Source organism: Pseudomonadota bacterium, from assembly GCA_016927275.1.
Classification (GTDB): Bacteria; UBA10199; UBA10199; order 2-02-FULL-44-16; family JAAZCA01; genus JAFGMW01.
Genome location: JAFGMW010000116.1, coordinates 58,982 through 66,621, shown reverse-complemented (window position 1 = coordinate 66,621; position 7,640 = coordinate 58,982). Strand labels below are relative to the sequence as shown.

Genomic DNA, 7,640 nt, shown 5'->3' with positions numbered 1-7,640 from the left:
CTCATGCGGGGCCACATCGGCTCTGAAAAACCGCTCACTCCCCGTCGTCGCCTATGGCCTCCACCGGGCACGAGTCCTTGGCCTCGCTGCACTGCTCCTCCTCCTCCTCGCCGGCCGGCTGTTTCGAAACGTACGCGTAGCCCGCCTCCTCCTGATGCGCGAAGTTCGCAGGAGCTATGTCGCGGCAGAGGTTGCAGTCGATGCACTGCGTGTCAACGTAATAGCGGCCTTCGATGTTCTCCGGGACCTTGTCGTCGCGATCTGCCATCGCCACCCCCTTGGATGTTTTTACGGGCCGGGCATATCCACGCTGCAGCCCCGTGTCAAGCCTTCTCGTCGAAGCGGAACGAGACGTTGTATATCCCGTCCTCGAAAGTGGTCCTGAGCGAAAAGCCCGCCGAGCGGAAGACCGACATCATCTGCTTGTTCTCGTGGAGGACCGAGGCCACGAACCCCTCTATCCCGCTCTTCTGCGCGATCTCCACGAGGAACGTCATCAGCGAGCGGCCGATGCCCCTGTTCTGCCAATCGTCCCTGACGAGGAAGGCGACCTCCGCCATCCTCTCCTGTTTCGAGCTGCGCATGTAGCGCCCCACGGCTAGCACCTTATCTCCGGCCGCGTCCTGTATCGTGGCCACTATGGCCATGTCCTTGTCGTAATCTATCGAAACCAGCGGCATCACGCGCGAGTGAGGCATGCTCTTCACCGGCTGGAAGAAGCGGTGGTAGACGCTCTCGGACGAGAGCGAGTAGAAGAACTCGCGGATCGACTCCTCGTCGGTCACCCTGATGGGCCGAAACGATATCTGGCTGCCGTCCGCTATCACCTGGCAGCGCTCAAACTCCTCCGGGTAGCGCGTCTCGCTCCACGCCATCTCTATCTGGTCCTCGTAGACGTACTTGAACTCCTTCGCCTTGCGGAGCAGCTCGCCCCGGAACTTCGGGTGCGCGATCCCTATGAGCTCCATGGCGCGCTCCCGTATGTTCTTGCCGTGCAGGTCGGCGATCCCGTACTCGGTTATGACGTAGTGCACGTCCCCCCGCGTGGTCACGACCCCGGCCCCGGGGGACAGGATCGGGACTATGCGGGAGACCTCCTCATTCATTGCCGTAGATTTCATCGCTATGATGGGCTTGCCGCCCGCCGAGCGCGACGCCCCCCTTATGAAATCGAGCTGGCCCCCTATGCCGCTGTAAAACTTCGTGCCGAGGGAATCGGCGCAGACCTGTCCGGTGAGGTCCACCTCCAGGGCTATGTTGATCGCGACCATCCTGGGCTGCCTGGCTATCACGAACGGGTCGTTGACGTACTGGGACGGGTGCATCTCGACGACCGGATTGTTGTGCACAAAGCGGTAGAGCTTCTCCGTGCCCATGAGGAAAGAGGCCACCACCTTGCCGCGATCGAGGTTCTTCTTGGATCCGGTGACCACGCCGGCCTCTATGAGGTCCACCAGCTGGTCGGTGAACATCTCCGTGTGTATGCCGAGATCCTTCTTCTCCTTGAGGAACTCGATTATGCACTGAGGTATGGCGCCGATCCCGAGCTCGATGGTCGAGCCGTCCTCGATGAGCGACGCAACGTGCCTGCCTATCTTGACTATCGTCTCGTCGATCTCCACCGGATGATACTCGAGCAGCGGCCGATCGGACGGGACCATAAAGTCGATGTAGTCCGCCGGTATCTGCGAGTTGCCGCAGGTCCACGGCATGTTCTCGTTTATCTCGGCGATCACCAGGCTCGCGTTCTCGGTGGCGCTCTTCACGATGTCCACGGAGACCCCGAGGCTCACCATGCCGTCGGGGGAGGGGGGCGTAACCTGTATGAGGGCCACGTCCAGCGGTATTCGGCCCGACTCGAATAGCATCGGCAGCTCGGAGAGGAATATCGGCGTGTAGTCGCCGGACCCCTGCTGCACCGCATCTCGGACGTTCTCGCTGATGAAGAAGCTGTTAAAGCGGTATCTCTCCGAGAAGCGCTCCCGAGCGTACGGCGCGACGCCCATGGTCAGCAGGTGGTATATCTCCGCGTCGGAGACGTCGTGCCGGTCCCCGGCGAGCGCCTCGATCAGCATCTGCGGCGCCGCGCAACCTGTGCCTATGAAGATCTTGTTGCCGGGCTTAATGTGCGAGATGGCCTCCGCGGCCGAGACGACCTTGCCCGAGTATGTCTGTTTCCAGTCATTCTGAGCCATGGTCACACCCCTGAAGTTTCGAGTTCCGAATCCCGGGTCCCGAGTCCCGGATTTTAATGCGCGCATCCACCGCGACCGCGCCGGCCCTGTCGCTCGAGACGTTGAGCGGGTTTATGTCCAGCTCCTCGATCGCGGGGAAGTCCATCGAGAGCTGCGATATCCTCCTTATGCACTCCGCGACCAGCTCCATGTCCACGGACTTCTCGCCGCGCACGCCCTTGAGCAACTTGTATGTCTTGGTTCCGATGAGCATCTCGAACGCCTCGTCGCGGGTGATGGGTGCGAGCTGGAACGACACGTCGCGCAGGACCTCCACGTAGACCCCGCCCAGCCCGAACATGAGCATGGGGCCGAACTGGGGGTCGCGCGTCATGCCGACGATTATCTCGCGGCCCCCGCCCACCATCTCCTGCACGAGAACGCCCTGGAGCCTCGCACGGGGCTCTCGGAGGCGTATCCTGGCAATCATGAGATCGTACGCGTCCCTCACCTCCGAGGATCCGGCCAGCCCGACCTTCACCCCTCCCACGTCCGACTTGTGGATTATGTCTGGAGAGACGATCTTCATGACCACGGGGAATCCTATCGCTGCCGAGGCGGAGGCCGCCTCGTCGGCGCTCCTGGCGAGAGAGGCCTTCGGCACCGTGAAACCGTAGGCGGCGAGTATCGCCTTCGAGTCCTGCTCACCCACGTTGAACTGGCCACGCTTGCGACAGAGGTTGAGCACCCTGTCCACCTTAGTGGTGTTGACCGAGAAGCGCTGGATAACCCTCGGAGGCCTCTCCTTCCACTTCGCGAACTCGGCCATGACCTGCAGCGCCTCGACCGCGCGCTCGGGGGTCGGATAGTGCGGCACCCTGCTCCTCTGCAGTATCTCTATGCCCAGGGAGACGCGGTCCGCGCCGATGAAAGAGGCGACCACGGGTTTCCCGTGTCTTCCCGAGACCCCGGCCACAACGCGCGCGGCCTCGGCGGCGTCGGTCATCGCCTGGGGCGTCAGCAGCACGACCGCGGCGTCCACGCCGTCGTCGGCCAGCAACGCCTCGAGCGCCCTGCCGTAGGTCTCGGCCAGAGCGTCGCCGAGTATGTCGACCGGATTGTGGATGTTGGCCGCGGCCGGCAAAAACGAGGAGAGGGCTTTCGTGGTCTCGTCGCCGAGTTTCGCGAACGCCAGCCCGGAGTTCTCGACCGCGTCTGCGGCCATGATCCCCGGCCCGCCGGCGTTGGTCACCACCGCGACCCTCCTGCCGCGCGGCAGCGGCTGGTAGGAGAACGCCTGGGCGTAGTCGAAGAGCGACTCGAGGGAGGACGCCTGCAATATCCCGCTGGTTCGGAACGCGCACTCGTAGGCCATGCGCGCCCCGGCGAGGCTCCCGGTGTGGGACGACGCAGCCGCGGCGCCGGCCGCCGTGTTGCCGGCCTTGATGAGTATGATCGGCTTGCGCTTGGTCACGCGCTCTGCCGAGCGCATGAAGTGCGGTCCGTTGACTATGTTCTCCAGGTAACCCACGATCACCTTCGTGTCGTCGTCCTCGCCCAGCTCCTCGATCAGCACCTCCTCGTCTATGTCCACCTTGTTGCCGATGCTTATGAGCTTTGAAAATCCTATGTGGTTTCTGACCGACCAGTCTATTATCGCGGTGCACAGCGCGCCGGACTGGGAGATCACCGCTATGTCCCCCTCCTCGGGGTGGCTGGCGGCGAACGAGACGTCGAGGCGGTGCCTGGTGTTGATGAGGCCGAGGCAGTTGGGGCCCAGCACCCTCACGCCGCTGGTCATGGCCGCGTTGAAGAGCCTCTTCTCGAGATCCGCCCCCTCCCCGCCCACCTCCTTGAACCCCGCCGATATGACTATCGCGGCGCCGATCCCCTTGCGCCCGCACTCCTCTACGATGCCCGGCACGAGCCTCGCTGGCACCGCGATCACCGCCAGGTCGCAGCCGTCGGGCACGTCCCTCAGGTCCTTGAAGCAGGGATGCCCCATCACGTCCTTCGCCTTGGGGTTGACCGGATAGATGGGGCCGGCGAATCCGTGGCCGACCAGGTTCTTCATGATGGAATGCCCGACCTTGCCCTCCTCGCGGGACGCCCCCACCACCGCCACCGATCGTGGTGTGAAGAGTTTTGATAGCACCTTCGCCTCCTTGATGTGGCCCTCACTACATCCGCCGCAGGATTAAGTAAAGCGGCATGCTCGGGCGCTCCTCGGCGCGCCTTTCTGCGATCAGCGGCGCATGCCGCCCAGCGCCTTGAGGAGCCCCGATGCCGACAGGCAGTTGAGCACGTCGGCCCTCTCGAGCCACCCCTTGCGCGCGACCGCGACCCCGTACTGGAGGACGTCGATCTCCCGGGGCGAGTGGGCGTCGGGGCAGATGATGAATTTCACGCCCTTCTCCTTCGCGTACCTGCACCAGCGCCAGTCGAGGTCCAGCCTCTGCGGATGCGAGTTGATCTCCATCGCTACGCGGAGCTTTGCCGCGGCGTCGATCACGCGCCGCATGTCCACCGCGTACGGGTCGCGCGCGAGGAGGAGCCTCCCGGTCGGATGCGCCAGGGCGTGCACGAAGCGGTTGCTCATCCCCTTCACGATCCGCTCCGTCATCTCGCCCTCGGACATGCTGAAGCGGGAGTGTATGGCCGCGATGACCAGGTCGAAGGTCGCCAGCAGCCCGTCGTCGAAGTCGAGCGAGCCGTCGGCGAGGATGTCGACCTCTATCCCCCTGAGCACGCGAAAGCCCCTGAGCCTGCGGTTTATCGCGTCGATCTCCCTGTGCTGGCGCCTCACGTCGGCCGGCTCCATACCCCCAGCGACCGTGACCGACCGGCTGTGGTCGCAGATGGCTATGTACTCGAACCCTCGCCCCCGGGCGGCACGCGCCATCTCCCCTATCCCGGCCTCCCCGTCAGAATAGGTTGAGTGGGCGTGGAGCACGCCTCTCACGTCCTTCCCCTCGAGGAGCCTCGGGAGCTCGTGCCTCGATGCGGCCTCTATCTCGCCCGTGTCCTCGCGGAGCTCCGGCTCGACGTAGTCCATGCCGAACCTCGCGAAGAGGCCCGCCTCGTCGGCGCACCGGGCCGACCTGGCGGAGCCTGCGCTGAAGAGGCCGTACTCGCTGAGTTTCTGCCCCCTCTCCCTGGCCACCCTGCGCATGTGGACGTTGTGCTCCTTCGATCCGGTGAAGTAGTGGAGGGCGAAGGCGAACTGCGCGGCCGCCACCACCCTCAGGTCGCACTGGATCCCCGACTCGAGGACCACCTCAGACTTCTTCTCGCCGTGCTGCAACACGCGGGCTACGCCCGGCATCGACACGAACCTCCGCATGACCTCGGCCGGCCTCCCCGAGACCGCTATGACGTCGATGTCCTTCACGACCTCCCGCCTGCGCCGCACAGAGCCGGCGACCTCGCAGCGCTCGACCCCGGGCCATGAGCGCACGACGGCCGCGACCGCCTCCGCCTCCGCCAGCGCCTCGTCGAGCCTGCGCTTGCCCGCGAAGCGCTTGAGCATCCCTATGCCCTCGAGGATCTTCTCCTCGGTCCGCTCGCCGAACCCGGGCGACCCTGCGAGCAGGTGCCTGCGGCAGAGCAGCTCGAGTTCCCCCACGCTCTTTATCCCCCTGTCCCGCCAGAGATGGGAGACCTTCTTCGCGCCCAGCCCCGGGATGGACAGCATCTGGAGGACCCCCTCCGGGACCGACTTTTTGAGCTCAGCGTACTCTGCGACCTCGCCGCATTCGTAGAGCTCGGCGATGTGATCCGCGAGGTGGCGGCCTATGCCCCTGATCTCCACGAGGCGGTCGCCCTCGATGAGGGCCCCTATGTCGTCGGTGAGGCCGTCGACTGTGCGGGAGGCGTTGAGGTAGGCGCGCACCTTGAAGGGGTTGGCCGCGGTGAGCTCGAGGAGCACGCCGATCTCGTGGAGGGCGTTGGCTATCTGGGATTTGTCCATTGGCAACCGTTACACGTAACACGTGACCCGTGACCGGTCTAACATCCTGTCATTTACCACCGGTTACAGGTCACAGGTTACGTGTCACGTGTTTTGCTTGATTCCGTACTGCCTTATCTTCCGGTACAGTGTGTCGCGACCGATGCCGAGCGCCGCGGCGGCCTTGGATATGTTGCCCTGGAATCTGCCCAGCGTCCTCCCTATGTGAAGCGCCTCCAGCTCATCGAGCGAATCGGGCAGCGGCTCCTCGACCGGGGCGGGTGCCGTGACGATCCCGTTGATCCTGCCCAGCGCGAGGTCGTCGTCTCTGATCTCCGGCGGCCGGCCGAAGACGGCGGCCCGCTCTATGGCGTTCTGAAGCTCCCTCACGTTGCCCGGCCAGGGGTATGCGGCGAGCCTCTCCTCCGCCTCTTTGGAGAAACGCTCAAAGCGCTTGCCGACTTTCCTGGAGAATATACCCAGGAAGTGGCGCGCGAGAGGGATGATGTCCTCCCCCCTCTCCTTGAGAGAGGGCATGCGCACGGGAAGCACCGAGAGCCTGTAGAAGAGGTCCGACCTGAACTCGTTCTTCCTCACCGCCTCGTCCAGGTCCCTGTTGGTGGCTGCGATCACCCGGACGTCGACGCTCACCTCGTTGACCCCGCCGATCCTGTGGAATTTCTTCTCCTGGAGCACCCGCAAAAGCTTGGTCTGTATGCCGGGGGAGAGGTCCCCGATCTCGTCGAGGAATATGGTGCCGCCGGCCGCGTGCTCGAACTTGCCCGGCTGCCTCTCGAACGCGTCGGTGAACGAGCCCTTCTCGTGCCCGAAGAGCTCGTTCTCGATGAGGGTCTCGGGCACCGCGGCGCAGCTCACAGGCACGAACGGCCGGAGCCTGCGCGGACCGTTGTAGTGTATCGTCCTCGCCGCCAGCTCCTTGCCCACTCCGCTCTCGCCCGTGATGAGGACAGTGGCGTCCGTCTCGGCAAGCTGCTTCAGATGCTCCACCGTCCCATTCATGAGCTCGCTTCGGAACACGAACCGGCCGAAGCCGTGCTCCTTCGCAACCTCCTGCTCGAAGTGAGCTATGGTTCGAAACGCGTGGCGCGACTCCACGGCGTTTCCGAGCTTGATGAGCAGGGAGTCGAAATCGATGGGCTTTACCACGTAGTCGTACGCGCCCTTCTTGATCGCCTCGATCGCGGTGTCGATCTTCGTCGTGCCGGTGACCATGACTATCGGGAGCTTCGCGTCCCTCTCCGCGATCCTGCCGATGAGCTCCATTCCGGACATGTCCGGGAGTCCTATGTCGACGAGCACGCAATCGGCGGAAACCTCATCGAGCGCACCCAGGGCCTCTGAGGCGGTGCCGGCGACGGACACCTCAAACCCCAGCGATCCCAGCCTATCGGCAAAGGTGGAGGCAAAATCACGATCATCATCGATTAATAGGAGCACTCCCCTTTTCTTCATATCCCCCCTTTGCTGCCCCATCTTCTGTCCTGTTATCATACAGT

The 7,640-nt window shown here is 64.0% G+C and carries 5 protein-coding genes; all 5 read right to left on the bottom strand.

Annotation, left to right across the window (positions count from 1 at the left end; genetic code table 11):
• Positions 1 to 34: 34 nt before the first annotated feature.
• Positions 35 to 268 (bottom strand): ferredoxin, encoded by a 234-nt coding sequence (locus JXA24_08090; protein MBN1283712.1) that lies wholly within the window; start codon positions 266 to 268, stop codon positions 35 to 37.
• 55 nt (positions 269 to 323) lie between these two features.
• Complete coding sequence (locus JXA24_08085; protein MBN1283711.1) at positions 324 to 2,195, bottom strand: GNAT family N-acetyltransferase; 1,872 nt, start codon at positions 2,193 to 2,195, stop codon at positions 324 to 326.
• On the bottom strand, positions 2,182 to 4,329 hold the full coding sequence (locus JXA24_08080; GenBank protein ID MBN1283710.1) for an acetate--CoA ligase family protein: 2,148 nt from the start codon (positions 4,327 to 4,329) through the stop codon (positions 2,182 to 2,184). Before JXA24_08080 ends, JXA24_08085 begins: the two co-directional genes overlap by 14 nt.
• Positions 4,330 to 4,419: 90 nt before the next feature.
• On the bottom strand, positions 4,420 to 6,144 hold the full coding sequence (gene polX, locus JXA24_08075) for a DNA polymerase/3'-5' exonuclease PolX (GenBank protein MBN1283709.1): 1,725 nt from the start codon (positions 6,142 to 6,144) through the stop codon (positions 4,420 to 4,422).
• Positions 6,145 to 6,228: 84 nt separating this feature from the next.
• On the bottom strand, positions 6,229 to 7,596 hold the full coding sequence (locus tag JXA24_08070; protein MBN1283708.1) for a sigma-54-dependent Fis family transcriptional regulator: 1,368 nt from the start codon (positions 7,594 to 7,596) through the stop codon (positions 6,229 to 6,231).
• Positions 7,597 to 7,640 lie beyond the last annotated feature (44 nt).

Excerpts from the sequence above, each read along its gene's own strand:
- JXA24_08090 (MBN1283712.1), bottom strand. The coding sequence starts at position 268 with ATGGCAGATCGCGACGACAAGGTCCCGGAGAACATCGAAGGCCGCTAT.
- JXA24_08070 (MBN1283708.1), bottom strand. The coding sequence starts at position 7,596 with ATGAAGAAAAGGGGAGTGCTCCTATTAATCGATGATGATCGTGATTTT.
- polX (MBN1283709.1), bottom strand. The coding sequence starts at position 6,144 with ATGGACAAATCCCAGATAGCCAACGCCCTCCACGAGATCGGCGTGCTC.
- JXA24_08085 (MBN1283711.1), bottom strand. The coding sequence starts at position 2,195 with ATGGCTCAGAATGACTGGAAACAGACATACTCGGGCAAGGTCGTCTCG.